Origin of the sequence: Microbacterium faecale (genome assembly GCF_014640975.1) — a bacterium.
Taxonomy (GTDB): domain Bacteria; phylum Actinomycetota; class Actinomycetes; order Actinomycetales; family Microbacteriaceae; genus Microbacterium; species Microbacterium faecale.
The window spans coordinates 171,626-196,132 of the sequence record NZ_BMHO01000001.1; the positions used below are offsets into that span (position 1 = coordinate 171,626).

A 24,507-nucleotide genomic window follows, 5' to 3' on the forward strand; every position below is an offset into this window, starting at 1 on the left:
CCTCACAGCCAGCCGATGAGGCTCGCGGCGAGGATCACCACCGGCACCAGCAGTGCGGCGAGCGCAAGTCCGAGCGCCGACGAGGCGCCCGTGGCGGGGCTCAGCTCCATCGCGCGCGCCGTGCCGATCGCGTGCGCCGATAGCCCGATCGAGAACCCCTGCGACACCGGATCCGTCACGCGCACGAGGCGCAGGAGCGGCGGCCCCGCGACCGCGCCGAGGATCCCCGTGAGGATCGAGAAGACCGCCGCGAGCGACGCGGGAGCGCCCAGGACGCCCGACACCGCCGCGGACACCGCCGACGTCGCATGCTTCGGCGCCAAGGTCAGCAGGATCTCGTACGGCACCCCGAGCAACCAGGCGACAAACACCGTCGTCGCGACGCCGACGATCGTCGCGACGACCGCGGCGATGATGAGCGCCGGGAGGAGGCGCCCCAGCTCACGCGCGTGCCGCTGGATGGGGAACGCCAGCGCCACGATGGCGGGGCCGAGCAGCGCGGTCAGCGGAACCGTTCCCTGTTGGTAGTCGACCAGCGGGATCCGCAGGAGCAGGAGGAACGCCGCGAGCACGATCGTGCTCGTCATCACGGGGTTCAGCATGGCCGAGAAGCGGGACAGCCATGCCGCGCCTGCCCAGACCAGAAGCGTGAGTGCGAGGGGCCAGATCATGACCGGCGCATCCGTCGCATCAGCAGCTCGGCGACGAACGCCGCCGTCAGGAAGGTCACGAGCCAGCCGATGATCAGCGCCGCCGTGATGGCGAGCGCGTGCTCGGCGAGCGGACCGAACGAGCCGATGATGCCGACGGCGAGGGGCACGAGCAGCAGAGGCAGGACCGCGACGAGCGAGTCGGCGGCAGGTGCGACGACGCGGGCGACGAGCCGCCGGGCGGGCGTGAGCAGCACGACGAGCAACAGGATCATTCCCACCGTCGAACCGGGGATCGGCAGACCCACCGCGCTGCGCAGGGCGTCGCCCGCGACGGCGAACGCCACGAGGATCCCGAGCCCAAACAGCCACCGCGCCAGCGCGTTCGTCTTTTTCTGCCCGTCGTCGGCCATCCGGAACACCCTCTCCGGCGCGCGCGGGGCCGCGCCCTGCAGACATCCTGCCACGCTCCCCAGGTCCGCAAGTCTCCGACAAGTCCGGCGCGATTCGCATCGGACTCGTCGGAGACTTGTGGACTCGCGCGTGCATGACGCCGCGTGACGGCACGCGTCGGCGTGTGACGCGAACGGTTGCGGTCGCGCCGGACGCGCGGTTTCCTCGGTGCATGCCTCGCCAGATCCGATTCAACGCGTTCGATATGAACTGTGTCGCGCATCAGGCCTCGGGCCTGTGGCGCCATCCCCGCGACCGCTCTCGCGAGTACAACACGATCCGCTACTGGACCGATCTCGCGCAGCTGCTTGAGCGCGGAACCTTCGACGGCCTGTTCATCGCCGACGTGCTCGGCACGTACGACGTGTACGGCGGCACGAATGAGGCGGCGCTGCGCAACGGCGCCCAGGTTCCCGTCAACGACCCGCTGCTGCTCGCCTCGGCGATGGCGGCGGTCACCGAGCACCTCGGTTTCGGCATCACCGCCGGAACCGCTTTCGAGCACCCGTACCCGTTTGCGCGTCGACTGTCGACGCTCGATCACCTCACGAACGGGCGGATCGGCTGGAACGTCGTGACCGGGTACCTGCCGAGCGCCGCGCGCAACATGGGCAATGACGATCAGATGGAGCACGACCGCCGCTACGACCACGCGGACGAGTACCTCGAGGTGCTCTACAAGCTCTGGGAGGGCTCGTGGGAGGACGATGCCGTCGTCGTCGACCGCGAGGCCGGCATCTTCACGGATCCCGCGAAGGTGCACCCGATCGAGCACCACGGCGAGTGGTTCGACGTCCCCGGCATCCACATCTCGGAGCCTTCGCCGCAACGCACGCCCGTCATCTATCAGGCGGGTGCCTCGCCGCGGGGAGTCGCCTTCGCGGCCGAGAACGCCGAGGCGATCTTCGTCGCCGCCCCGTCGGCCGACGTGCTCGCGAAGACGGTGAAGCGGATCCGCGATGGCCTCGAGGCCGCGGGACGCGACCGCTACGACGCCAAGATCTATACGCTCGTGACGATCGTGACCGGCGCGACGGAAGAGGACGCGCGGGCGAAGAAGGCCGAGTACGACCAGTACGCGTCGACCGAGGGCGCGCTGACCTTCACGTCGGGCTGGATGGGCGTCGACCTGTCGCAGTACGACTGGGACGAACCGCTCGGGAACGTCCAGTCGAACGCGATCCAGTCGACGCTGCAGCACCTGAAGGAGGAGGCAGAGCTCGGCCGCGAGTGGACGGTCGGCGACCTTGCGCGGCGGAACGCGATCGGCGGCCTCGGGCCCACGATCGTCGGATCCGGCGAGCAGATCGCCGACGAGCTGCAGCGGTGGGTCGCCGAGGCCGACGTCGACGGGTTCAATCTCGCCTACGCCGTCGCTCACGAGACGTGGGAGGACGTCATCGAGCACGTGATCCCCGTCCTGCGCGAACGCGGCATCTATCCGGAGTCATACGCTCCCGGGACGCTGCGGCAGAAGCTGCAGGGCGCCGGCGACCGGGTCAAGGACACCCATCGCCCCGCGCGCTATCGCGTGAGCGAGCGCGCCGTCGTCTGACGAGTCCGCAAGTCTCCGACGAGCCCGCAGCTGCTCGCAACGGACTCGTCGGAGACTTGCGGACTTAGTGCGCGCCGCCGATCGATGGGCTTAGGGACGCGCGACCGGCTGCTGGAGTTCCGTGACCCACGCCGACTGGTCCTCGTCGGGCGCAGCGCGGACGTAGAACTCGCGGTTCGGACCCGCCGGCGTCATCCCCCGTGCCGCGATCTCGACATGCACGGCCTGCCAACTCGCGCCGATCCCAGCCATGGCTCCCAGGTGGATCCCGCAGACTGCCTCCGCCACGGACGGAAGCTCGACGATCTCAAGCCCGTCGGGTGCGGGTCCTGACCACTCGAACCCCGCCGTGACGTGCATCCCGCCCTCACCGAAGTCGTACACGGCAATCGGCACGTCGAAGGCGCCCTCTGCGTCGCCGATCGCACGCTGCGCGCGCTCGAATAGCCCGCTGACCAGACCAGCCATATCGCCGTTCTCGGGCCTGCCGGTCGCGGCCGCGAGCCGGACCGCGGGCAGGGGCTTCTCGATGATCTCGATGGTGCTCATAGTGTTCTCCTCTTCGATGACGTGGAGCCTCCGCTCGACATCGGCGAGTCGTTCGGCCGCGATCCGATGCTCGCGCTCAACCTCGGCGCGACGGATGCGGAGCAAGTCGGCGAGCCGAGCCGCATCCACCCCCGCGTCGAGGTACTCGCTGACCTCAGTGAGACCGAACCCGAGGCTGCGGAGCGCGACGATCCGGTGCAGTCGCTCGAGCTGCGATGGATCGTACGAGCGATATCCCGTGACTTCGTCGATGTGAGCGGGCACGAGCAGACCGGCGGCGTCCCAGTGGCGCAACATGCGATGCGTCACCTGGCCGATCTGCGCGAAAGCTCCGATGGACAGCATGAGACCTTTATCGACCCTTCCCCTGTGTCAGAGTCAAACACGGAGACAGGTGCGAAGGAAGGACGCGCGGATGAAGGCGGATCTCAAGAGGACGATCAGCACGTACACGGCTCCGCGCGGTCGCCACCACGAGATCTATCTGAGTGATCCGCGCCGTGCCGCGCCCGAACGCCTCCGCACGATCCTGCGCCAGCCGGTGGAGCGCGCCGTCGTCCGACAAGTCCGCAAGTCTCCGACGAGCCCGCAGCTGTTTGCGACGGACTTGTCGGAGACTTGTGGACTTGCAGGGCGGGTTACGACCCGCCGACGGCGGTGTGGCCCTTCTTCCAGTACCCGGAGAATGTGACGTGCGACTTCGGGATCCCCCGCTCGCGCACGAGGTGTCGGCGTGCGGCGGCCGCGAGCGACTGCTCGCCGACCGCGAACGCATACGTGGATCCCGCGGGCATCTCCAGGTCACGTAGCGCGGGGAGCGCGGCGGATCCCGGGTCCGCGCCCGCGTCACGAATGAGCCAGTGCACGGCCATCCCGGCGGGCGCGTCGACGTCCTGCCGGTCGCGCTCGTCGAACAGCTCGATCAGTGCGTGGCCGACGGAGTCGCGGGGCATGTCGCGGAGGATGCCGACCGCGGCGGGAAGCCCGCTCTCGTCGGCGACGATGAGGTTGACGTCCGCGGGAAGACCGCGCCACCCACACCCCTGGTCGATGAACGCGACGCGGTCGCCCGGCTCCGCGGTGGCGGCCCACGGCCCGGCAACGCCTTCGGATCCGTGCACCACGAAGTCGACGTCGAGCTCGCGATCGGCGGCACGGTACTCACGCACCGTGTAATTGCGCACGATCGGACGCTTGCCCTTGGGGATCCGCAAGTATCCCGTGAGGTACGCGCCCATCGTGAACTTGGCGGGCAGCCGCTCGAGCCCGCCAACGTCGCCAACGGGCAGCGCAAGGCGGAACCACTGGTCGTAGCCCACGGCCGTGAAGCGCTCAAGGTCGTCTCCTCCGAGCGTGACGCGGACCATGTGCGGCGTGACGTGCTCTCGTCGCACGACCTCGGCCTGGACCACACCGGAATCCGCGTGGGTGATGGCGATATTGCTCACAGGTCTTAGCGTAGCCTTACCTTATTCGGCGCGCGACCTCTTCTCGGGCGACGGAGCGGCAGCGTACGCTCCTCCGATCCGGTCGCGCGCCCGGTTGTGCGCCGCGATCGGCTGCAGCGCCGTCGCCGCACCGAGACCCGTCGGCGGCATCGCGGAGTAGAGCGTCTCCGCGCGGTCGACCACGTACGTCTCGTGCCAGATACCGACGGCACCCTTGGCAGCACGCGCGCGCCGGTTGAACTCGCCCCACGCCGGCCGATGCTTCGCCCCGGGATCCGACGCGTATTCGTAGAGCTTGTCGAGGCTTGTCCAGTACTGGATGACGCTGGGGGTGCGCGGCATGCCGAAGTAGCGGAAGCCCACCATCCCCGACTCGGGATCCGCGGTGAGTTCGCGAAGCATCGGCGGCATCGCCGCGATCGCGCTCGCCCACGTGCGCACGTGGCGCCAAGAGTTGATCCGCATCCCGATCAGGAACACCACAAGTTCACCGTCGTAGTCGTGAGTCATTCGACCCATCACCGGCTTCGCCATCTTCCGCACCCTTCGCCATAATAGAAAGTGTCGCTATCCAATACTGGATAGTTGCACTATCTATTGTCAAGAGGTGCCATGAGAATCTCCGAGCTGTCGGCCCGCGCGGGCATCGCCACGGCGACGATCAAGTACTACCTGCGCGAAGGCCTCCTTCCGCCCGGGGAACTCACGTCGGCGACGCAGGCCCGCTACAACGAACAGCACGTCGAGCGTCTGCGCCTCGTGCGCGCGCTCCTCGGGCCGGCGAAGCTCACGGTCGCGCGCGTACGCGACGTGCTGCGCGTCATCGACGAACCCGGGGCGGACATGTTCACAGCCCTCGGGGCTGCGCAGCACGCGACGCTCGACGAGGTGGAAGCCGTCGACACGTCCGTCGCCCTGGCGCTCGTGGAGCGCGCAGGCTGGAGGGTCGATCCATCGGGCCCAGAGCTCGCGCAGCTGGCGCGCGCCCTCCACGCCGCGGACGACGCGGACTTCGAAATCCCGGAGGGCGTACTCGACGCCCATATCAACGCGGCCGCGAGGGTCGCCGAGGCAGAGTTGGCGCACATGCCCGAGGATCCGCGGCACGCGCTGCGATACGCGGTCCTCGGCACGATCCTCGCGGAGCCGCTGCTCTCCGCTCTGCGTCGGCTTGCGGAGCAGAGCGCCGCCGCGGACCGATTCGGCCCCGCAACCTGACGGGGTCGGCCGCCGCCGTTTCGTTCGTCGACGGGGATCCGCGCGACCCGCACCTCTCGGAACGCCTGCAGGCGCTCGTCGACGAGGGGCGCGGTGGCGACGCGATCACCACGTTCCAACGCGAGGCGGTCGGCCTCGCCGAGCCGATCATCGAGCAGACGAGCCAGAGCCCGATGTTCGCCGAGCTCGTCGCGATCGCACAGTCGGTCGTCTACGACGCGGTTCTCACCCACCGCCTCTCCGTCCCGACAGACGCCATGCTCGGCGTCGACGTGCCGGTAACGATCCTCCGAGGAGAGACTACGTTCCCGGCGCTCATGAGCTCCTGCGACGATCTGCACGCGGCGATGCCCGCGTCCGAGTTCGTGGTCGACGCCGAATCGAGCGACCACGATCTGAACCCGCCGAGCATCGCCGCGATCGTTCGTGCACGCGTCTGACGCAGCGAGAACGGATCCGTTGGGTCAGTGGGCGCCGGGAGGCGTCTGACCGTCACGGGGATCGGATTCTGCGCGCGGAGGGTCGACCGGCGTTGCCGCGTCCGGTCGCGCGTACGTGACGCCGTCGCGGCGCGACGCGCGACCGCGGAGGACGACCACGAGCACGACGATGCCGATGGCGAACAGGAGGACCACCACACCGAGCAAACTGACCAGTATCGCGCTGAACATGTGTTGTCCCTCCGCTCTCCCCGGAACGAGTCGCGTCACCCGCGATTCAACGAGACGATCGTAACGCGGCGGTCCCCGTCCCGACGGTCACACCGCTGGTCATTCCCCGCGAGCCCGCGCGACCGCATCGCCGATCCACTCAGCGAGCGTGTCGTCGTCGGGATCCGTCAGCGCCGCGAATGGAACGTCGACGCCGCTCTTCAACTGGAGACGGTGCGCGCCCTGCTGCAGCGCGATGTCGAGCGCCTCGCCGCCTCCGACGGGGAAGAACACCTCGTCACCCGAGACGCCGACGGCCATTTTGCCGTCGACCATGAACGCGAGCGACCCCATCATGCGCTTCTGCTCAACCGCCCCCGCGGCCTCGATGATCGCGCGTACGCGATCCGCGATCTCGGGGTTGTAAGCCATGGGGCGAGACTACGTGTCTTGTCCGAGCCCTGTCAGCTCGTCGGCCGGCAGGATCCGCTTGTCGGAGCGTCAGGAGCCGCGCGAGCCCGCGTCGCTGACGGAGACATCGGAACGCGAGAAGTTGAGGTGCGAGCGGCTCGCGGTCGGACCGTTCTGCCCCTGATATCGGTTGCCGTACGCGCCGTACGTGTTGTCTGCGGGCGAGGAGAGCCGGAAGAAGCAGAGCTGCCCGATCTTCATTCCCGGCCACAGCTTGATCGGCAGCGTCGCCATGTTCGACAGCTCGAGGGTGACGTGACCGGAGAAGCCCGGATCGATGAAGCCGGCCGTCGAATGCGTCAACAGCCCGAGGCGCCCCAGCGACGACTTACCCTCGAGTCGCGCGGCGACGTCATCGGGCAGCGTCACGGCCTCGAACGTGCTCGCGAGGACGAACTCGCCGGGGTGCAGCACGAATGCTTCGTCCGGCTCGACCTCGAGCAGGTGGGTCAGGTCGGGCTGGTCCTCGGCTGGGTCGATGAACGGGTACTTGTGGTTGCTGAACAGCCGGAAGTAGCGGTCCATGCGGACGTCGACGCTCGAGGGCTGCACCATCGTGCGGTCGAGAGGATCCAGGCTGATGCGCCCGGCATCGAGTTCGGCGTTGATGTCACGATCGGAGAGCAGCACGGCTCGAGTCTACTTTGCAGAAGTGCCTCGCCCGCGACTAAGCTCAACGCATTCGGGGCTGTAGTTCAATGGTAGAACTTCTGCTTCCCAAGCAGACAGCGCGGGTTCGATTCCCGTCAGCCCCTCCACTTCCCTCCCGCCGCCAGAAGCGCGCTTCGTGTGACGCTTGTGACCCTTCGCGGCGCAACGAAGGGTCACAAGCGTCACACGAATCAGGTGATTTCCGCCGAACCCCTGCCGGATGGCGGGAATTTTGTTTACAATCTTGCTGACGAGATACCTATGGACATCGGTATGTGAGGCCGAGGTCTTCACCGAGGGAACCACGCTGGTCGGGAACACCGCCACGGGAATCGTCGGACAACGACGTCAGATACGCCACAAAGGAGCAACCATGGCGAAAAACCTGCAGGAACTGCTCGACGAGAGTCGCAGCACCGTCGAACTGCTGCGCATTTCGAAGCTGGGCACGTACATCTATCCGGTCGTGCCCACCGAGTTCTCGAACTGGCGGCGCGAGCAGAAGGCGTGGCGCCACACCGCGGTGCTCTATGACCAGACGCACCACATGGTCAATTTCTTTCTGAAGGGCCCGGACGCGCTGAAGCTGCTCAGCGACACCGGCATCAACAGCTTCGCGAACTTTCCGCTCAACACGGCCAAGCAGTTTGTGCCGACGGCGTCGAACGGCGGCGTGATCGGCGACGGGATCCTCTTCCACGAGGCCGAGAACGAGTACGTCTACGTCGGCCGCGCGCCGGGTGCGAACTGGCTGCACTTCCACGCCGAGACCGGCGGGTACGACGTCGAGTGGCGCTATGACGACCGCTCCCCCTCGCGCCCATACGGCCACCTCGTCACCCGCGACTACTACCGCTTCCAGATCCAGGGGCCGAATGCCTGGCCCATCATCGAGAAGCTCAACGGCGGCCCGCTCGAGAAGGTCAAGTTCTTCCACATGGGCTACCTCGACATCGCCGGATCGCGCGTGCGCACGCTGCGCCATGGCATGGCCGGCGCCCCGGGTCTCGAGCTGTGGGGCCCGTACGCGGAGCACGAGAAGATCCGAAACGCGATCCTCGAGGCCGGCGCCGAGTTCGGCATCGAGCCGTGCGGATCGCGCGCATACTCGTCGAACACGCTTGAATCGGGCTGGATCCCCTCGCCGCTGCCCGCAATCTACTCGAGCGAGGCCGAGCGCGCCTACCGCGAATGGCTGCCGGCAGACAGCTACGAGGCCATCAACGCGATCGCCGGTTCGTTCGTCTCGAACAACATCGAGGACTACTACCTCAACCCGTGGGAGCTCGGCTACGGCTCGTTCGTGAAGTTCGACCACGACTTCATCGGCCGTGACGCGCTCGAGAACATCGACCCGGAGAAGCAGCGCCGCAAGGTGACGCTGGCGTGGAACGACGAGGATCTCGCCAAGGCCCTCACGACCGTGCTCGACCGAGACGGTGACGGCTACCAGTTCTTCGACCTGCCGAACGCGAACTACGGGTCCAGCAACTTCGACGCCGTGCTCGACGCCGACGGGACGAACATCGGTGTGTCGCTGTTCACGGGGGTCACCGCGAACGAGAAGCGCGGCCTCTCCCTCGCCACCGTCGATCGCGACGTCCCGGAGGGCGCCGAGGTCACGGTCGTCTGGGGCGAGCCCGACGGCGGCAGCGAGAAGACCACGGTCGAGCCGCACCAGCAGCTGAAGGTGCGCGCCATTGTGAGCCCCACGCCCTACTCGACGGTCGCTCGCGAGACCTACCAGGGCGGCTGGCGCTCCACCGGCGCTCTCTGAGCGCACGACGCGTCAAGGCGGCCCCCGATCGACACGGATCCGGGGCCGCCCGTCTGTGCGCGGGCCAAACGGATTCGCGCCAATAGTGTGCGCAGATTTGGTTGACAATCCCAGCCAGCGCGGTAGCGTCGGCGAAGAGCCTGGCGCAATGACGCACGGGTGATCTCCGCGGCGCACGACCTGCCGCAACGAAGGGACGCGCATGCCGACGGCCGGGACGAGTACGCCAGAGCCGAGTGCCGACGACCTGAGCGCACGGATCCGACACGCGATCCTCGAAGGCGAATTCGCCCCGAACCAGCGCCTCATCGAGGCGGACCTCAGCGAGAGCTTCGATGCCTCGCGCGCCGCCGTGCGAATGGCGTTGCTGAGCCTCGCCGCCGAGGGCATCGTCGAGCGCCTCCCCAACCGCGGGGCGCGCGTCCGCGCCATCAGTGTGAGCGAGGCAATCGAGATCGTCGAGGCGCGCATCGGGCTCGAGACGCTCGTCGCTCGGAAGGCCGCCGCGTCCATCACGAGCGCACAGGCCGACAACCTGCGCGACCTGGGTCACGAGCTCGAAGCCGCCGTATCCTCGGGCGACCTCGTCGGTTACGCGCGGCTGAATCAGGAGCTCGACGCCCGGCTGCGCGACATCGCGGATCACGACACCGCCCGAGAACTGCTCGAGCGCCTCAGCGCCCAATCGGCCCGGCACCAGTTCCGGCTCGCTTACGAACCGGGCCGGGCGGCACGATCCGCCCCCGAGCACGTCGCGATCATCGACGCCGTGGTGGCGAAGGACGCGGACGCGGCCGAGATCGCGACGCGCACGCACCTCGACGGCATCATCGAGCTGCTCGGCACCCGCCTCTGACGGATCCGCACGACGACGGGGCGCCCGCACCAGGTGCGAACGCCCCGTCATTCACGGCACGGACTCACTCGAGCTCGTCGACCGTTTCGTAGCCGTTTCCGTTGTACTGCTGCACGACCAGGCTCGACACCGCGGGCTGGCCGTCCTGCGTGGCGTCAACCGCAGTACCGTCGAGCATGAGCGGCGCCTGCAGGTCCGAAACGCCGCGCAGGGCCTCCATGAACGACTCACGCGTCGGCTCGGTCATGTTCTGGAACGCCTCGTCGAGCGTCGCACCGATCATGTAGCTCCACATGCAGTGGGGGAAGTCGGGCGTCGTGGTGTAGTTGCTCGAGTACTCCTCGAGTGACGAAAGGAACGTCTGGACGTCCTCGTCCTCCGCGAACGCGGGCGACTGCGGCGCCTTCGCGAACGAGACCGTGTAGAAGCCGTCCTCGGGGTCGGCGTTCGCCGGATCCAGGATCGCCACGGGACTCGACGTGTTCGACGGCAGGAACCAGCTGGGCGACCAGCCGAGCTCACGCGTCTTCTCGATCGTCGAGATCATGAGGGGGGTGATCGACATGGCGTTGACGAACACGTCGGCGTCGGTCGACGCCAGCTCGGTGATCTGCGCGTCGACGGACGTGTCGGTGGCCTCGTAGGTCAGCTCGGCCACGATCTCGACGCCGGAGCCCTCGACCGCCTCCTTGAAGCCCTCGACGTAGCCCTCGCCGTAGTCGTCGTTCTGCGACAGGATCGCGACCGAGACGTCGTCGCCGGAGGAGGCGAGCATCTCACCGAACGCGGCGCCCTCGTTCATGTAGGTCGGCACGAAGCCGAGCTGCCACGGGCTCTCAGTCTGGTCGGAGAAGATCGGGTCGCCGGTCTGTACGAGCACCTGCGGCACCTCTTCGTCGATCGCGGCCTCGCGGTATGCGAGGTTCGTCGGCGTGCCGAGTCCGGAGGTGAAGGCGAACACATCGCCCGCATTCTGCTGGAAGTTCTGCAGTGCCTTCTGCGGGTCGTACGTGTCGTCCCATGCCTCGACGTCGACGGTGCGGGTGTTGCCGTCGCCGAACTCGATGCCGCCCTCGGCGTTGCGCTCGCCCATGTAGGCGACCAGTCCGGCCACGGTGCAGTTGCCGGGACCGGCGGTGCCGCCCGACAGCGGCGTCGTGACACCGAGCGTGATCGATTCGTCGGTGATGCCGGGGCTCGCTGCGGCCTCGCCGCCGTCGCCACCGGATCCGCCGCCCGCGTCGTCGCGGCCGCAGCCGGCGAGCACGAGAGCGAGTGCGGAACCGACGGCCACGGCGCCGATCAGCTGCGACTTTCTGCTGTTCAGGGTCATTGCTGAACCTCTCTGTTGGTGATGGGAAGGAAGATCAGGAGTCGGTGGGGGCGTCCGCGCGTCGCGTCGATCGCCGGGCGCGGAACCAGCGGCGGATCCGATGCGGCACGCTCGCGAGCCCGCCCGGCAGGACGATCAGCACCGCGAGGAGGATGATGCCCTGGATGAGCGCGGTGAGCGTCGGCGCGATCTCGTTGGTGATGCTCGGCACGAACACGTAGTAAGCGCCTCCGAGCAGCGAACCGAAGATGCTCGCGGCGCCACCGACGACCATCGAGGCGAGCAGGTTGATCGAGTGATGGAACGCGAGCGTCTCGGGGCTCGTGTACTGGATGACGACCATGTAGAGGAAGCCGGCCACGCCGCCGATCATCGCGGCGATCGTGAACGCCATCACCTTGTAGCGGTACGGCGAGATGCCCATCGACTTGGCGACGTTCTCGTTCTCCTTGACGATCGCGAGCGCGCGGCCGAACTTCCCGCGCGTGAGATTGGCGACGAGGACGAAGCAGATTCCGGCGGTGACGAGCACGACGTAGTAGTGCCACTGGTCGTTGGCGAGCCCAGACCAGTCGGGGGCGCTCGAGAAGCGCGCCGACGTGCCCTGGGATCCGCCCGTGAGATCGGAGAGCCGCTTCGCGAGCGGGACGCCGATGACGGGAAGCGCGATCGTCACCATCGCGATCGCGAGCCCACCAAGCCGCGCCGCGGCGAACGCCACGATCAGACCCGCGACAGCCGGCAGCGCGATCGCGGCGATGATCGTGAGCACGAGCGGCCAGTCGTTGTTGACCCCGTACGCCGTGACGTAGGCGCCGAACCCGACGAAGAAGATCTGGCCGAGCGACACCTGGCCGGTGTACCCCATGATGACGTTGAGGCCGAGCACCGCGACGGCGAAGACGCCGACCCTCGCGAGCTGCTGGTTGACCTCGACCTGGAGCACGAGCGGCGCGGCGACGAGCACGACGACGAGGGCCGCGGCGATGACGTAGTGCCACCAGGGGCGGCCGCCGGGCTTCGGCGCTGTCAGAGGTGCGGTGAGATCGTGGGCAGGAGCGGACATCTGTTTCCTCACACTCGCACGACGGTCTTGCGCCCGAACAGCCCCTGGGGGCGCACGAGCAGCACGATGAACAGGAGCACGAACGGCACGGCGATCTTCAGGTCGTGTCCGACGAACGGCACGTACACGGCCGCGAGGTTCTCGAGTACGCCGATGATCCAGGCGGCGACCACGACCCCGATCGGGCTCGACAGGCCGCCGAGGATCACCGCGGCGAGCGCGTACACGAGCACCGTGTCGAACATGCCCGGGGTGAGCGACAGCCGCGGCGCGATGAGGGCACCGGCGACCGCGCCGAGCGCGGCGGCCAGGCCCCACCCGACCATGAGGTGGCGTCCGACGTTGATGCCGGACAGCGCGGCGGAGGCGCGGTTGTCGGCGACAGCCCGCAACGCGAGGCCGAGCTTCGTCCCGCGGAACAGCAGCTGGATCAGAGCCATCACCGCGAGGATCACGAGGAACGTGCCGAGCGACTTCCAGCTGACCGTGGCGCCGAGGAAGCTCAACGTCGCCTCGGGGAACAGCCACGGCAGCCGCAGGTTGTTGTAGGACCAGATCCAGCCGCAGATGCCGGTGATGAGCGTGAGGAGACCGACCGTCACGACGATGGCCGTGTCGGGATCGCCGCCCTCGAAGCGCCGAATCAGCACGCGTTCGATGAGCGCGCCGAAGATGAACGCGGCGATGACCGCCAGCAGAATGCCGACGATGAGCGGGATCCCCATGCCGACGAAGGCATATACGAAGTACGCCGCGAGCACGGCCATGCCACCCTGAGCGAAGTTGATCATGCCGGTCGACTGGTTCACGAGCACGATCGCGAGCGCGAGAGCCGCGTAGATCGACCCGGTGCCGAGACCGTCGACGACGAGCTGGATAAAGGTTCCCATGTCAGCCCCCGAGGTACGCCTTCCTGATCTCGTCGCGGCCCTTGAGCTCCTCGACGGTGCCGCTCAACACGCTGTGTCCCGTTTCGAGCACCGTCGCCGACTCCACGATCCGGAAGGCGAGGTTCGCATTCTGCTCGACGACGAGCATCGCGATCCCCGACTCGTCCCGGAGGCGCTGGATCGAGTCGTAGACGTCCTGCGACGTCGACGGCGCGAGACCGAGCGAAGGCTCGTCGAGGACCAGCAGTCGCGGTTTGGCCATGAAGGCGCGGGCGATCGCGAGCATCTGCTGCTCACCGCCGGAGAGCGTGGACGCATTCTGTCCGATGCGGCGCTCCAGGTGGGGGAACAGTTCGAGCACGAAGTCGATGTCCTGCGCGATGCCCCGTCGGTCCTTGCGCAGGTATGCGCCGACACGCAGGTTCTCGCGAACGGAGAGGTTCGGCAGTGTGCCACGCCCCTCCGGCACGTGCGCGATGCCGAGTGACGCGACCTTCTCGGGTCCCGATCGGGTGATGTCGATGCCATCGAACGTGATCCGCCCGCGGACGTTCACGGTGCCGGAGATCGCGCGCAATGTCGTCGTCTTTCCCGCTCCGTTCGCCCCGAGGATCCCTACGGCGCCGCCGTCGGGAACCGAGAGTGAGACGTCCTGGAGCACCTGCACCTTTCCGTACGATGCTCTGACAGCGTCGAGCTCAAGCAGCGTCATCTGCGGCCTCCGTTCCGAGGTAGGCCTCGATCACGCGCGGGTCGGCCTGCGCTTCGGCCGCCGTGCCCTCCATCAACTTGCTGCCGTGGTTGAGCACCACCACGCGGTCGGTGAGCGCAGAAATGACGCCCATGTTGTGTTCGACGACCACGACGGTCAGTTCGCCGTTCTTGGTCACGTGTCGCACCGTCTCCATGAGCTGCTCGACCTCGCCGTGCGACAGTCCCGCCGCGGGCTCGTCGAGCAGCAGCAGCGACGGATGCGACATCCGCGCGCGGCACAGCTCGACGGCCTTGTGCAGGCCATGCGACAGCTCGTCGGCGCGCGAGGCTGCGGCCCAGCCGAGGCCCTGCCCTTCGAGAAGCGCCATCGCCTCGTCTCGGACCTCGCGCTCGCGGCGACCGGTCGGCGGCATGCGCAAGGCCCAGGTGACGGGTCCGCCCGGGAGGCGCGTGTGCGCACCGAGCATGACGTTCTCGAGCACGGTGTGGTTGAGCTGCAGCGCGGGGTGCTGGAACGTGCGGGCGAGGCCGCGCCTGTTCAGCTTCGACGGCGCGGATCCGGCCACCTCGTCCCCGTCGATCCGAATCGATCCGGACGTGGGACGGTAGTGCCCGCTGATGCAGTTGAACAGCGAGGTCTTGCCGGCGCCGTTCGGGCCGACGAGGCCGAGGACCTCGCCCGGCTCGACATCGAAGCCAACGTCGGACAGCACCGTGACGCCTCCGAATCGGAGGTTGACGTCTGAAAGGGTCAATCGAGCGGCCATCGCTGATGTCTCTCCTCTCGCGGCAATGCGAGACGTGCAGTCGGGCGACGGGGCGGATCACGCCCACGACAAGGGTTACCGTTGCACGTTACTACGCGTTCGTACCAAAAGTGTCCACAATCTTGGTTGAGATCTCGAATCGTAACGCATTCGCACCCGTCCTTCCGCGGATCCCTCCGCCCCGTCAGCGGCGGTAATTCTCGCGCGCGTAACGCGAGTAGGGCGCCGGCTCGACGGTGGCGCGGATGGAGACCTGGCGGTGCGGCTCGACGATGGGCTTGCGGGAGACGGGGTCCTCACCCCACAGCACGGTGACCTCAGTGCCCGGCTCGGCGTGCGCGACGTCCACGCTCGCGAGCGACGCGAACACCTGTTCATTGGTGATGTAGCCCACGTCGTGCGAGATTCCCACGTCGTCGCCGTCGCGCAGCACGCGGTCGATCTGGTACAGCCCGTAGCGCGCCTTGGGGAAGTCGATGTACTTCGCGGGTGTCCCGTCCTCCATGAGCGAGCGCTGCACCGCGGCGACATCGTCGGGGTTCCAGACGAGCGTCACCTTTCGACGCGGCGCGTGCTCGGCGATCCGTTCCAAAGCGGCGCGTCCGATGAAGTCGTGGTTGAACGCGATCGTGCGCCCGTAATCGAGGTCGTACGGCGTGACGTAGTAGTCCTCGATGTCGTCGGATGTGAGACTGCCCGCAAGGGATCCGGCCGCCGCGGCGGGGAGCCACCGCTGGTACGCATCCATCTGCTCACCAGTGAAGATCGCGGGGAGCGGCGACGGCACCCACGCGGACTCGAGGTTCGCCGATGAGTACGCCTTGGCGCCAACGCGCACGAGGCCGAATTCCTCCCCCGCGGTGAGGAGCGCCTCCCGCACCGCGTCGCCGTCACTCCACGGACCGAAGAGCTCGAATCCGGGCTGCCCCGCCATGCCGTGTCGCAGCGCGCGCACGTGCTGGCCGGAGATCGTGAACTCCGCCATGTGGAAGAACCGCGTCTCGGGCACGGGCGCGCCGGTCACCTTCTCCATGAGCGCGAGCGCGCGCGGGCCCTGCAGCTCGTATCGGTAGAGCGTGGGGTCGCCGTCGCGGACGATCGAGTTGCCGTCGCGCTCGAACGTCACGTCATACCCGCCCGTCTCGCCGTGGAACTGCACCCAGTCGATCACCATGGGGTGGCCGACGAGGTCGAACTGGCCCGGCTCGAGGTGGAACAGGATTGCGTCGCCGATCAGGAAGCCTTCGTGGTTGACCGCGATGAACTGCTTCGCGCGACCGGCGGGGAACGTCGCGAAGCTGTTGACGCCGACGCGACTCAACAGTTCGAGCGCATCGGGCCCCGACAGGAACAGATCGGTCATGTGATGCGACTGGTCGAGAAGAGCCACCGATTCGCGCCACGCCCGCTGCTCTGAGCGCCAGTTGCTGAACTCCGCGCGCACCGGGAACACGGTCGGTGCGGCCGGCGCATTGCGCAGCAGGTCGACGGGGCTACCAGCAGCGGCGATAGCGTCGGCGAGCGATCGGCTCATGGGAACTCCTTCGTTCGGCATCGGGGCGCACCGCGCGCCTCGCTGCCACGCTACGCCTTCGAAGCGGGTCCCAAGAAGTTCGTGCGGGGCTGAACCGTGCGACTGGCACACAGGATCATCGGATCCGCTGACGCGACCACGCGACTTCCAGATGGCGCGCCGCCTGAGGCTGCTGCAGGTCGCTGCGGGGGCGCCCTCGTCTCGTTCCTCGTCCCACCACGCGAGCACGCGGATCCCCACGAGCGTCAGTGCACGGGACGGCTCCTGACGCCTACGCGGACACGTCACCGCGACCGCGCATTCTGCTCAGAGTCCCCTCGTGCGGTTGCGCATTCCCCGCAACCGGCGCACCATCGGACGAGTGACCAGTGAAATCCCCGTTCCACACCCCGCGCCCGAGCACTCCGTCATGGACGACGCGCTCGGCATCCTATGCGGCACCGTGGTGGTCTCTGTCGCGCTGTTCCTCCTCCGCGCAGGCGGCGTCGTCACCGGCGGCACAGCGGGGCTCACCCTGCTCTTGGATTACACGACGCCGCTGCCGTTCGGCCCGCTGTTCCTCCTCGTCAACCTGCCCTTCTTCGCCCTCGCGATCCGCGGCAAGGGGTGGGGCTTCGTCCTGCGCAGCGGCCTCGCAATCGCCCTCGTATCGGCGTTCGCGTCATTCCACGCGATCGAAGGAATCGGCGTGCTCGGGGACATCGCGCTCAACCCGTTCTACGCGGCGACCATCGGCGCCGTCGTGGCCGCGGTGGGAATCATCATCCTGTTCCGCCATGGCGCGAGCATGGGCGGATTCAACATCATCGGGCTGATCCTCCAGGAGAGGTTCGGCCTCCGTGCCGGTTACGTGATGCTCGTGGGCGACGCCGCGGTCGTGCTGTCGTCGCTCGCCATTGCGCCATGGCCTGTACTCGCGGCATCCGCTCTCGGCGTCGTCGTGATGAACGTCGTGATCGCGGTCAACCACCGACCCGGGCGGTACGTGGCCGTGCCGCGCGCGAAGCGCCGCGGGGCATGACGGGCGGCTACGACAGCGAGGTCGTGATCGGGCCCGTGTCGGTGAACGGATCCTCGTCGCCGCGCTCGCGACGCGGCTTGACCAGCACGGCGCCGGCCGAGGCGATCACGACGATCGTGAGCCCGACGATCTCGAGCCACGACATCGCCTGCCCGAGCAGGAGCCATCCCGCGAGCGCGGCGGTCGCGGGGGCCAGGCTCATGAGGATCCCGAACGCGGCCTGGCTGAGGCGACGCAGAGCGAGAAGCTCGAGACCGTAGGGGATCGTCGACGACAGGATCGCGACGCCCGCACCGAGCAGCAGGAGCCACGGATCCAGCAGAGCGGCGCCCGCGGTGAAGCTCGCGACCGGCAGGCTCAGGAGCGTTCCGACGACCATCGCGAGGGCGAGTCCGTCGAGCTTGGGGAACGCACGCCCGACGTCCGCCGACGAGCGGATGTAGAACGCCCACATCAGGGCAGCGCCGAGCGCGAAGACGACACCCCACGCGTCGAGGCGATCCCATCCGCCCCCGCCGAGCGCGATGACGCCGCAGAGCGCGAGACCGGCCCACACCCACGCCGACGCACGCCGTGCGACGACGACCGCATAGACGAGTGGTCCGAGCACCTCGAAGGTCACCGCGACACCGAGCGCGAGCCGGTCAAGCGCCAGGTAGAACAGCCCGTTCATGACGGCGATTGCGATGCCGAGGCGCACGACCGCCCACCACGACGATCGCGCGATCCCGCGGATCCGCGGGCGGGCGATGGCCATGAGCACGACGGCCGAGAACACGAGCCGGAGGGCGACCATTCCGATCGCCCCGACGCGGGGGAATAGCGTCACCGCGAGGGCGGCGCCGACTTCCTGACAGGCGAGTCCGAGCCACACCAGCCCGGCCCAGGCGGGCGCCCGTGTCATCGCGCCCTCACGATCTCAGTTCGCAGCGTGCGCGGATCCGGAATCGAGACGGGCGGCCGTAGCATGACTATTCGATCGGGCAGACGGCCGCGTCGCCGACCGCCTGGTGCGCCTGGTCGGCGGTCCAGGGCAGCGACGTCTCGGGGCGATCCTCACTCGGCGTCTCGAAGGCGATCGCGGCGAGCTCGCGTGCGAGAGCCCCCGCCAGGTCGCCGCCGGCGGCCGAGTTGTTGAGCGCGACGACGACGGTGAGGCCGGTGTCGATGTCGCTGTATGCGGCGGTCGAGTACCCGAAGATCTTGCCCTGCTGGCCGAGCATCGATCCGAGCAGGCGGTTGCCGCCCGCCGCGCGCATCCACTGTGCCCCGTCGTCTTCCAGGGGCACCGATCGGGCCCATCGCGGGGCGAGGTCGTCACCCGACCCGGCCGAGGCGGCCACATTGGCAACGTATGAGCCGAGATCGGCAACATCTGAGACGACGCCCGAGGAGGCGTATCCGATCGAGGCCGACAGCTCCGTCATGTCGCGCGGGGGCTCCTCGCAGCCGTTCTCGCGCGCGCTCGAGGAGGTATAGAACCCCGGAAGCGGCTCGGATCCGGGCGCGGACGCTTGGTCGTTCGGCAGCACCGTGTTGTGGAGGCCCTGCGGCTCGGCGACGTAGCGCTCGTACAACTCGCGCATCGTCGTGCGCGAGGCGTTCTCAAGCGCGAGGCCGAGCAGGAAGAACGACGTGTCGGACTCTGCCCACACGCCGACCTTGCCCTGTCCCGCGCCGAGGCCGGTGGCCGCGAACTCGCGCGGCGACCACTCACGCGTCGGGTTGCTCAGCATCGCATTCCAATTGCCGGAGTCCGATGAACGAAGGCCCGCGACACCATCGCAGAGGTCGACGAGGGTGACCTCGTCGAGGTGCGGCACGCTGTGCACGTACTCGGTGAGGCTGTCGTCGAGGTCGACCGCGCCGCCATCCATCGCGTAGAGCACGTCACACGTCATCGATCGCGTCACGGTCGCCGCGCGGAATGTCATCTCGGGCGATGGCTGCACGCCCGAGCCCGGCTCCGTCTCCCCGACGCCCGAGACCCATTCGCCGGCCCACGGCACCCAGACGCCGACGATCGCGCCGGGCGCGCCCGCCGCCGCGGCTGCGCGCTCGCTGGCGGCCTGCAGACGCTCGGTGACCTCTTCGGGAAGCGGATCCGCGATGTCCGCAGGCGCGGGACGCTCGTCGCCCGTGCACCCCGTGAGGAGCATCGCAGCAGCCGCGAACACCGCGACAGCGCCACCGACGCGGCCGCGACGGAAGGAGAAGCTCATGTAACCCCCTGGGAAGCGATTTTTCGAGTCTACGGTCTCGTCGCTGAGATCAACTGGGCACCGCGCGCATCTGGGATCCCTGCCGTTCCCAGGCGTTCTTCATGAAGCGACGCACGTCCTCATCGACGCGAATATCCCGCGGCCTGAGGGGCCGCGACAGGTACAGTCCGTCGAGCGAACTGAGCCGTGATAGCGCAACGTAGGTCTGTCCGGGCGCGAAAGCGCCCGCCCCGAGATCGATGACCGCGCGATCGTAGGTTTTGCCCTGCGATTTGTGGATCGTCACCGCCCAGGCGAGGCGCAACGGGAACTGTGTGAACTCGGCCGCGACGTCGCGCGAGAGCTTCTTCTGGAACGCGTCGTACGCATAGCGATACTTCTCCCAGACTGCGGGCTCCACGTCGAACTCGTCACCGTCGACGTCCACGCGCACCGTGTCGGGCAGGATCTTCGTCACCGTGCCGATCGTGCCGTTGACCCAGCGCGGCGGCTCCCCACCGGATCCGATGTCGTTGCGCAGGAACATGACCTGCGCGCCGACCTTGAGCGCGAGATGCTCGTCGGCCGGATACGCGTCGCCGCGGCCGAAGTCGCCCGTGACGTCGGCGACAGCCGTCTGCTCGCGCCCCGGAAGGGCCTCGAGATGCTTCGCGTTGATCGCGTTGACGCGGTCGTTACGCGTCGCCAGCGTGATCACCGGGTCCGCATCGTCTTCGGGCGGCGTGCGCGCACCGACCTCGTTCAGCTTCTGCGCGATGTCCGCGGTCACTCGTCCGTACCGCACGGCGTTCAGCATGACCTTGAACGCGTCGTCGTCCTGACGGTGGATGTGGGTGAGCTCGCGGATGTGCAGGTCCGCGCCGTGGCGCCCCATCTCGATCAGGCCGTCGCCCGCCTGCTCCCCCGCCCACACCTTCGCGTCGAAGAACCAGAACGAGCGGTAGTGGTCGGCGATGTACTTGGCCTCGTCGCCCCGCGGAGGCACGGGCGCGAGCTGGTACGGATCCCCGAACATCACGACCTGCACACCGCCGAACGGCTCCTTGCGACGCGCGCGCGCCTGCCGCAGCGAGCGGTCGATGCCGTCCATCAGGTCGGCGTTGACCATCGAGATCTCGTCGATCACGAGGGTGTCGATGGCGTTCAGGATCTTCCGCGTGGGACCCGACTGCTCGATGTCACTGTCGGCGATGAGCCCGATTGGGAGCTTGAAGAGCGAGTGGATCGTCTGCCCTTCGACGTTCAGGGCGGCGACGCCGGTGGGCGCACAGATCGCGATCTGCTTGGACGTGTTCCAGGTCAGGTGCCGCAGCAGTGTCGACTTGCCGGTGCCGGCGCGACCCGTGACGAACACGTGCTCCTGCGTGTCCTCGATGAGCCGGAACAGCGCTTCCTGTTCAGCAGAAAGGGCGGGTTCCGGCATCTGGACAGTCTAACGGCGGGCCGTTTGAGGCCCGTCCTCAACGGTAGTTCGGGGCTGCCGGAAGGCCGAAGAACTCCTCCAGCGAGCGGTACCCGCCGTCGTGGTACACCTGGGCGAGGTCGGGGCCGATGTATCGGAGGTGCCATGGTTCGGGGTTGTAACCCGTGGTGCTCGTCTTACCCGACTCGTACCGCACGATCCATCCGTACCGCCAGGAGTTCTCTCGCAGCCATCGCTCCTGGGCAGTGTCCGGGAACGAGTAGATCGACCCGCAGCCGCCCCCGCCGCACGCCACGACGTCCGCCGCGAGTCCGATCTGATGCTCGCTGTATCCGGGGCGAGCGGCGAGCCGTTCGCCTTCGGTCACGCCGAGGCGATCGACCTGGCTGCGGTGGATCGCGGCCTGGGTGCTGTACGAGCGGTAGCCGCTCGTCAGGGCGATGGAGCCGGCACCGGAACCCGCGACGTCACGCTGCATGCGCTCGTACCATCCGACCACGTTGCTGCGCAGGCCGCCGCCGACAAGAGATGACGACGGCACCGTGAGCGACGGCGGCACGTAGCCGATGGGCGACACGGCGCGATGCTTGTTCACGACGACCCACGGCAGCTCCGGGTCGTCGAGCGGTACGCACGCGGCCCGGCCGCCAGCGATCGCGTTGCGCATGGCCCCGGCTCCGCCGAAGAGGCGCATGATCTTCCGCGCGTCGTGAGCGGCGATCGCCGCTGGCATCTCGGGCGACTGACATCCGACACGAGGCGCGGGGGCACCCGTGATGGGAGGAGAGGCCGCCCCCGACGTGGGCGCGTGCATGGCGACGCCCTCGTAGGTCCAGTTGTGGTCGTTCGCGCGCAGCTGCTGCGCTTCCGACGCGTTCGACGTGTAGAAGTGCTTGCCGAACTTCGAACTCCAGAACCGGTGCACTGCGGCCGTGTCGCCTTGCTGCTTCGACAACGCGCAGAACCGCACGCCCTCAGCGTCCCAGTTGGCGTCGCCACGGCGGAGGTCCTCGGCCTCGGAAGAGTTCATCGTGTAGAAGTGCGAGGTGAACTTCGGCGACCAGAAGCGGTAAACGGGTGCGGTGCCGGACGGGCACCCGTTCGATGTGGTCGGCCAGACGCGGAAGTCGGTGCCTTCGTAGGTCCACCACCCGTCCGCGCTGTGCACCTCCTGCGCCGCAGCATGGTCGATCGTGTAGAAGTGCGCGTTGCCGTAGCCTTCGCTCCAGAACCGGTAGATCGGGCGGCTGGAATCGGGATCGGCACGCGCCGTACTCGCGGCGGCCGGGTCGGAGGCCGCGGCGGCCGGGGCGGTCGTCGCGGCGGCGGGGGCGGCGAACGCGTGCGGCGTAACCGCGGCGGCAGGGACGGCGGTGACCCCATGCGGGGTGACCGCGGCGAGTCCGCCCAGCAGTATCGCCACGACGAGCCCGCACACGACTCTGTGGATCCTGGCGCGATGCTTCGATTCACGCCCTGTTGCACGACCCGTGGCCGGGCTATCCGTCCCCCCGAATGCCATGCTGGCGATATTATCAAGCACCTCTCGAGGGTGACGCGGGGATCCCCGCCGGGAGTGGGCGAGCGCGCACGCGCCGTCGATCCTGCGCCAAGCCGCGCGCGTTCCTCGGAACGCGCGCGGGCAACGATGTGTAACGACTCGCTCCGCTGGCACCGGACGCACGGCGCGCGTTCCTAGACTTGTGCCATGTCCCCCGGATCCGTCGAGCGCGCGCGCCGCTCTTCGCACCCGGTCGGCCAGCTCTTTCTCGCTCTCGGACTGCTCGCCGTTGTGATCGGCGCGATCGTCGTGGGGTTTCTCGCGCTCTACAAGGAGTTCTGGGGACCGGGCGCGTTCGCCGAGCGGTACGTCGAGACGATCGCCGCCGGCGACGCGTCCGGGGCTCTCGCCATTCCCGGAGTCACGCCCGAATTCGCCGAGCTCGAGGAGATCGATCGCGGCTACGCGTCCGAGGCACTGTTGCGTTCGGCCGCGCTCGTCAGCGAGATCGACGACGTCCGCGTCGTCGACGATGTCGCCACCATGACGGGCGACCGTGAGGTGCACGTCGTCACCCTCGAGTTCACGCTCGATGGCGAATCCGATCAGATGGTCTTCCGCGTCGAGCGCGACGAGAGCGATGGCCTCGTTCCCGCCTGGAGATTCGAGACCAGCCCGCTCGCGGTCATCGACCTCACTGTCCGCGGATCCTGGCGCTTCAGCGTGAACGACTTCGAGATCGATAAGCGCCAGATCTCGCCCGCTGGCGTCGACGCCAAGCCGCTCGACACCATCTCCCTGCTGACCTTCTCTCCCGGCGTGTACGACGTGGCCGTCGACACCGCCGCGACGTCCGCGCCCGCCGAGGAAGTGCGTGCAACCGGGCTCCTCGAGAAGATCCCCCTCGACGTTCAGACCGTGCCGACCCGCGAACTGACGAACGTCGTGCAGTCGAGCGTGGAGAACTTCCTCGACGAGACATGCACGACCCAGTCCGTGCTGCAGCCGGGCGACTGCCCGTTCGGATACGACGCCTCGTGGGGCATCGCGCAGCCGGACATCGACTGGAGCATCGCGACGTATCCGCGCACCGCGCTCGTGCCCGACGGCGATGACTGGCGCGTGTCATCCACGTCCGGCGTCGCGCACATCTCCCTCTCGGTGCTGTGCTACTCGAACGGCGCCGTGATCCCGGTCGACGAAGACGTGCACTTCACGATGATCGCCGAGGTCGACGTGCGCGACGACGGCGGGGTGCACATCACGATCGACCGCGACGGCGAGCAGCCCCTGACGACGAACCACTGCGCGTAGACCACGGACCCGGCGGTTCCCGTCGCGCAAAAGCACCTTTATGGGGCAATGAAGTTGCTTTTGCGCGACCGGAACGCGGCGGCCGAGACCCTACTGGGCGGCCCGGGTCCGTCGGCGGGCGATGAGCACGGCGCCAACGAGGAGCAGCAGGATCGACGCCGCCACGAAGCCAGCCGCGGTGTCGCCACCGGCTGGCCGGAGGTCATCCGGCTCCGGGTCCTCTGACGGACCGTCCTCGTCGGGCGCGGGCTCAGGCGTCGGCTCCTCGTCGGGACTCGGCTCAGGGTCCGGGCTCGGTTCGGGGTCCGGGCTCGGTCCGGGGTCCGGGGACGGCTCAGGGTCGGGACTCGGCTCAGGATCCGGGGACGGCTCGGGACCCGGGGACGGCTCAGGGTCGGGACTCGGCTCCGGGTCGGGGCTCGGCTCAGGATCCGGGCCTGGTTC

Annotated in this window: 26 protein-coding genes, 1 tRNA gene and 1 pseudogene; 9 read left to right on the forward strand and 19 right to left on the reverse strand. The window is 68.2% G+C overall.

The annotated features are described in order from the left end of the window. Positions 1 to 2: 2 nt before the first annotated feature. The gene (locus tag IEW87_RS00750) at positions 3 to 671 is read right to left on the reverse strand and encodes an LrgB family protein (RefSeq protein ID WP_188710418.1); all 669 of its coding nucleotides are present in this window, start codon (positions 669 to 671) and stop codon (positions 3 to 5) included. Next, a complete protein-coding gene (locus IEW87_RS00755) occupies positions 668 to 1,063 on the reverse strand; it encodes a CidA/LrgA family protein (RefSeq protein WP_188710419.1) in 396 nt (131 codons plus the stop codon). Before IEW87_RS00755 ends, IEW87_RS00750 begins: the two co-directional genes overlap by 4 nt. A 212-nt stretch (positions 1,064 to 1,275) precedes the next feature. On the opposite strand from IEW87_RS00755, the gene IEW87_RS00760 reads away from it, so the two are divergent. Further along, positions 1,276 to 2,658: an LLM class flavin-dependent oxidoreductase gene (locus IEW87_RS00760; protein ID WP_188710420.1), complete on the forward strand. Its 1,383-nt coding sequence runs from the start codon at positions 1,276 to 1,278 to the stop codon at positions 2,656 to 2,658. 90 nt (positions 2,659 to 2,748) lie between these two features. On the opposite strand, the gene IEW87_RS00765 is transcribed toward IEW87_RS00760, so the two are convergent. Continuing rightward, positions 2,749 to 3,552, reverse strand: coding sequence for a MerR family transcriptional regulator (locus IEW87_RS00765; RefSeq protein ID WP_188710421.1), 804 nt, complete (start codon positions 3,550 to 3,552; stop codon positions 2,749 to 2,751). Between the two features lie 118 nt (positions 3,553 to 3,670). Here IEW87_RS00765 and IEW87_RS15250 point away from each other — a divergent pair. Then, a pseudogene (locus IEW87_RS15250) lies at positions 3,671 to 3,757 on the forward strand (GyrI-like domain-containing protein); the annotation flags it as partial. Between the two features lie 88 nt (positions 3,758 to 3,845). Here IEW87_RS15250 and IEW87_RS00770 read toward each other — a convergent pair. After that, on the reverse strand, positions 3,846 to 4,655 hold the full coding sequence (locus IEW87_RS00770; RefSeq protein ID WP_188710422.1) for a siderophore-interacting protein: 810 nt from the start codon (positions 4,653 to 4,655) through the stop codon (positions 3,846 to 3,848). 21 nt (positions 4,656 to 4,676) lie between these two features. Then, a complete protein-coding gene (locus IEW87_RS00775; RefSeq protein WP_188710423.1) occupies positions 4,677 to 5,189 on the reverse strand; it encodes a DUF4188 domain-containing protein in 513 nt (170 codons plus the stop codon). Positions 5,190 to 5,267: 78 nt separating this feature from the next. Here IEW87_RS00775 and IEW87_RS00780 point away from each other — a divergent pair, with 78 nt between their 5' ends. Both IEW87_RS00780 and IEW87_RS00785 read left to right on the forward strand, forming a co-directional pair. Continuing rightward, entirely contained in the window at positions 5,268 to 5,873 is a 606-nt protein-coding gene (locus IEW87_RS00780) for a MerR family transcriptional regulator (protein ID WP_188710424.1), read from the forward strand. A gap of 173 nt (positions 5,874 to 6,046) precedes the next feature. Beyond that, positions 6,047 to 6,313: a hypothetical protein gene (locus IEW87_RS00785; protein WP_188710425.1), complete on the forward strand. Its 267-nt coding sequence runs from the start codon at positions 6,047 to 6,049 to the stop codon at positions 6,311 to 6,313. A gap of 24 nt (positions 6,314 to 6,337) precedes the next feature. Here the strand turns inward: IEW87_RS00785 and IEW87_RS00790 are convergent, their stop codons facing one another. From IEW87_RS00790 to dcd, 3 genes are all read right to left on the reverse strand, one after another. Next, on the reverse strand, positions 6,338 to 6,544 hold the full coding sequence (locus IEW87_RS00790; RefSeq protein WP_188710426.1) for a hypothetical protein: 207 nt from the start codon (positions 6,542 to 6,544) through the stop codon (positions 6,338 to 6,340). A gap of 99 nt (positions 6,545 to 6,643) precedes the next feature. Further along, a complete protein-coding gene (locus tag IEW87_RS00795; RefSeq protein WP_188710427.1) occupies positions 6,644 to 6,955 on the reverse strand; it encodes a TfoX/Sxy family protein in 312 nt (103 codons plus the stop codon). Between the two features lie 69 nt (positions 6,956 to 7,024). Then, positions 7,025 to 7,624, reverse strand: a complete 600-nt coding sequence (dcd, locus tag IEW87_RS00800; RefSeq protein ID WP_188710428.1) for a dCTP deaminase — start codon at positions 7,622 to 7,624, stop codon at positions 7,025 to 7,027. A gap of 54 nt (positions 7,625 to 7,678) precedes the next feature. On the opposite strand from dcd, the gene IEW87_RS00805 reads away from it, so the two are divergent. From IEW87_RS00805 to IEW87_RS00815, 3 genes are all read left to right on the forward strand, one after another. Then, a tRNA-Gly gene (locus tag IEW87_RS00805) sits at positions 7,679 to 7,752 on the forward strand. A 266-nt stretch (positions 7,753 to 8,018) separates the two neighbouring features. After that, positions 8,019 to 9,422 carry a vanillate/3-O-methylgallate O-demethylase gene (gene ligM, locus IEW87_RS00810; RefSeq protein ID WP_188710429.1) on the forward strand — a complete coding sequence of 468 codons (1,404 nt, stop codon included), beginning with the start codon at positions 8,019 to 8,021 and terminating at the stop codon, positions 9,420 to 9,422. A 202-nt stretch (positions 9,423 to 9,624) separates the two neighbouring features. After that, positions 9,625 to 10,278 carry a GntR family transcriptional regulator gene (locus IEW87_RS00815; protein WP_188710430.1) on the forward strand — a complete coding sequence of 218 codons (654 nt, stop codon included), beginning with the start codon at positions 9,625 to 9,627 and terminating at the stop codon, positions 10,276 to 10,278. 64 nt (positions 10,279 to 10,342) lie between these two features. On the opposite strand, the gene IEW87_RS00820 is transcribed toward IEW87_RS00815, so the two are convergent. The 6 genes from IEW87_RS00820 to IEW87_RS00845 form a co-directional block, all read right to left on the reverse strand. Beyond that, complete coding sequence (locus IEW87_RS00820; RefSeq protein WP_188710431.1) at positions 10,343 to 11,611, reverse strand: ABC transporter substrate-binding protein; 1,269 nt, start codon at positions 11,609 to 11,611, stop codon at positions 10,343 to 10,345. A 34-nt stretch (positions 11,612 to 11,645) separates the two neighbouring features. Further along, entirely contained in the window at positions 11,646 to 12,677 is a 1,032-nt protein-coding gene (locus IEW87_RS00825) for a branched-chain amino acid ABC transporter permease (RefSeq protein ID WP_188710432.1), read from the reverse strand. A gap of 8 nt (positions 12,678 to 12,685) precedes the next feature. Next, positions 12,686 to 13,567, reverse strand: coding sequence for a branched-chain amino acid ABC transporter permease (locus tag IEW87_RS00830; RefSeq protein ID WP_188710433.1), 882 nt, complete (start codon positions 13,565 to 13,567; stop codon positions 12,686 to 12,688). 1 nt (position 13,568) lies between these two features. Further along, entirely contained in the window at positions 13,569 to 14,279 is a 711-nt protein-coding gene (locus IEW87_RS00835) for an ABC transporter ATP-binding protein (protein ID WP_188710434.1), read from the reverse strand. Next, positions 14,266 to 15,048: an ABC transporter ATP-binding protein gene (locus IEW87_RS00840; protein WP_188710435.1), complete on the reverse strand. Its 783-nt coding sequence runs from the start codon at positions 15,046 to 15,048 to the stop codon at positions 14,266 to 14,268. The genes IEW87_RS00835 and IEW87_RS00840 overlap by 14 nt, the downstream gene beginning before the upstream one ends. 184 nt (positions 15,049 to 15,232) lie before the next feature. Continuing rightward, positions 15,233 to 16,582 (reverse strand): aminomethyl transferase family protein, encoded by a 1,350-nt coding sequence (locus IEW87_RS00845; protein ID WP_188710436.1) that lies wholly within the window; start codon positions 16,580 to 16,582, stop codon positions 15,233 to 15,235. A 361-nt stretch (positions 16,583 to 16,943) separates the two neighbouring features. On the opposite strand from IEW87_RS00845, the gene IEW87_RS00850 reads away from it, so the two are divergent. Then, positions 16,944 to 17,603 carry a YitT family protein gene (locus tag IEW87_RS00850; RefSeq protein WP_229730805.1) on the forward strand — a complete coding sequence of 220 codons (660 nt, stop codon included), beginning with the start codon at positions 16,944 to 16,946 and terminating at the stop codon, positions 17,601 to 17,603. A gap of 7 nt (positions 17,604 to 17,610) precedes the next feature. Here the strand turns inward: IEW87_RS00850 and IEW87_RS00855 are convergent, their stop codons facing one another. The 4 genes from IEW87_RS00855 to IEW87_RS00870 all read right to left on the reverse strand — a co-directional run bounded on the left by IEW87_RS00855 (position 17,611) and on the right by IEW87_RS00870 (position 22,671). Then, positions 17,611 to 18,507, reverse strand: coding sequence for an EamA family transporter (locus IEW87_RS00855; protein WP_188710437.1), 897 nt, complete (start codon positions 18,505 to 18,507; stop codon positions 17,611 to 17,613). A gap of 67 nt (positions 18,508 to 18,574) precedes the next feature. Beyond that, entirely contained in the window at positions 18,575 to 19,825 is a 1,251-nt protein-coding gene (locus IEW87_RS00860) for a serine hydrolase domain-containing protein (protein WP_188710438.1), read from the reverse strand. Positions 19,826 to 19,874: 49 nt separating this feature from the next. After that, complete coding sequence (locus tag IEW87_RS00865; RefSeq protein WP_188710439.1) at positions 19,875 to 21,248, reverse strand: ATP-dependent DNA helicase; 1,374 nt, start codon at positions 21,246 to 21,248, stop codon at positions 19,875 to 19,877. 37 nt (positions 21,249 to 21,285) lie between these two features. After that, positions 21,286 to 22,671, reverse strand: a complete 1,386-nt coding sequence (locus IEW87_RS00870; protein ID WP_188710440.1) for a D-alanyl-D-alanine carboxypeptidase family protein — start codon at positions 22,669 to 22,671, stop codon at positions 21,286 to 21,288. A 285-nt stretch (positions 22,672 to 22,956) separates the two neighbouring features. Between IEW87_RS00870 and IEW87_RS00875 the strand changes: the two genes are divergently transcribed. After that, positions 22,957 to 24,063 carry a hypothetical protein gene (locus IEW87_RS00875; RefSeq protein ID WP_188710441.1) on the forward strand — a complete coding sequence of 369 codons (1,107 nt, stop codon included), beginning with the start codon at positions 22,957 to 22,959 and terminating at the stop codon, positions 24,061 to 24,063. Between the two features lie 90 nt (positions 24,064 to 24,153). On the opposite strand, the gene IEW87_RS00880 is transcribed toward IEW87_RS00875, so the two are convergent. After that, positions 24,154 to 24,507 (reverse strand): hypothetical protein (locus IEW87_RS00880; protein WP_188710442.1); only part of this gene is annotated, 354 nt, incomplete at its 5' end.